Below are 1,793 nucleotides of genomic sequence, written 5' to 3' on the forward strand. Positions count from 1 at the left end.
TGATTATTTATTCATTTAAAAAGTTTTGGAAATAGTTAAAAATATGATAAAAAAGGGTTAGTAATTACAAATAAAAATCAATAAAAGTGAATATATTAGGCTTTTATAAAGACCATATTAAGCAAAGATTGAGTCCATCTCAAGTAGCAACATTACAAATATTATTATACTTAATATCAGTATATAAAACTGTACAAATATCTAAATTAACGAACTTATTTCCCCTGCCAATTCAACTAGAAAGTAAGCGGAAACATATACAAAGGTTTTTAACCATTAAGGAATTAAGTTTGCCTTTATTCTGGTTTCCTTTGGTCAGAATAATGGTAGAAAAATTATTCGACTTTCCCTCGGAATTAGTATTAATTATAGATAGAACTCAATGGCAAAATACTAATATATTAATGATTAGTTTAGCTTGGAAAAAGAGGGCTTTACCTATAAATTGGAAGATTTTAACTCATAAAGGAGCTAGTAATTTAACCGAACAAAAAGCAGTAATTCGTCCGGTCCTAAGATTACTAAAAGGCCAGAAAATTATTCTGACAGCAGATAGAGAGTTTCACAGTATTTTCCTATCTCATTGGTTGAAAAAATATCAAAAACAAGGTGTATATTTTGTTTTGAGACAAAAAAAATCGACGATGATAAAACGAGGAAGAAAATATTGTAAACTCTCTGAATTACCAGCAAATGTCGGTGAATGCAAACTATTTTTAAATCAAAAAATTACCAAAATATTGAGAGTAGGAACATATAATTTACTGATATATAAAAAACAAAAATATCGTGGCAAATCTGTTTCAGAAAAATGGTATATTTTAACCAATCTATCGTCACCAGAAAAAATTAAAAAAATATATAGTCAGAGAATGGGAATTGAAGCAATGTTTAAAGACTATAAAACTGGTGGTTACAATCTAGAAGCAGCTAAAGCCAATGAAACTAGACTTAACAATCTAATTTTATTAATAGCTATTTCATATACAATTAGTTCATTTCAAGGACAAAAAATTAAAAATAAAGGGATTCAAGAATATATATCAAGAACTAATGAAAAAGGTATAAAAGAAAGAAGGCACAGTAGTTTTTTCGTAGGATTATCTAGAATTTATTGGACAATAAATGATGATTTTATCTGGGAATTAGTAGAAAGTTTAATGAGGCTTAATCCTCATAAATTTCTATATTATTGCAGGGGGATAAAAGCGATGAATACAGTGGTCCATTAGACCGTAATTTTTGATTAACCATCAATTAATAAAAGTGAGTTTTTTCATAATATTATTCTCCAGAATTGCTTGAATAATAATTCAACCTGGTTAGGGGATGTAGTGCGAGCACTCTGCGCTCGCACTACATCCCTTCATTCTCAATAAGGGTTTTCTTTTAATTGAATTATTCCTCAGCCTCCTTTCCGCAAATCCCTTTCTATACATAGCTTTCAACTAGCTTGTCACCCCGTGAGCTCATTAACTCTTTCAAGAAAAACATTCCATTCTATGGAAAAGTGCATTGCTGCAACGTTAGCGATATCGGCAATGTTTTCCAGACTTGACTCTGAGAAAAAGTCCTCGTTTTTCAGTGGGCAACCCTTTTCCTTCCAGAGGTGGAGAAACATCTGTTTGAACAAGTCAGCAGATAAATTTTTAACTTCTTCTATTTCCATGATTTCTAATCAATCTAATTGTTCTAAGAAAATTAGCAACTGAACGTTACCTACAACTGGTTAACGCCATTGCAAGTTTAAGGAAATAGTGGGAGATTGCAGGAGACTACAACGCCCCACTGAA

The 1,793-nt window shown here is 30.9% G+C and carries 2 protein-coding genes; one reads left to right on the top strand and one right to left on the bottom strand.

The window, feature by feature from the left end; translation table 11 throughout:
• The first annotated feature begins 86 nt into the window (after positions 1-86).
• Positions 87-1,232 carry an IS4 family transposase gene (locus F6K40_RS40025; RefSeq protein ID WP_293145841.1) on the top strand — a complete coding sequence of 382 codons (1,146 nt, stop codon included), beginning with the start codon at positions 87-89 and terminating at the stop codon, positions 1,230-1,232.
• A gap of 224 nt (positions 1,233-1,456) precedes the next feature.
• Here F6K40_RS40025 and F6K40_RS40030 read toward each other — a convergent pair whose 3' ends face one another.
• Complete coding sequence (locus F6K40_RS40030; protein ID WP_293145844.1) at positions 1,457-1,669, bottom strand: hypothetical protein; 213 nt, start codon at positions 1,667-1,669, stop codon at positions 1,457-1,459.
• Positions 1,670-1,793: the final 124 nt, after the last annotated feature.

The sequence above is a fragment of the Okeania sp. SIO3I5 genome (genome assembly GCF_010672085.1).
Lineage (GTDB): Bacteria > Cyanobacteriota > Cyanobacteriia > Cyanobacteriales > Microcoleaceae > Trichodesmium.

Bases quoted from the DNA above. Each gene is read 5' to 3' on its own strand.
- F6K40_RS40030 (WP_293145844.1), bottom strand. From the start codon at position 1,669: ATGGAAATAGAAGAAGTTAAAAATTTATCTGCTGACTTGTTCAAACAG.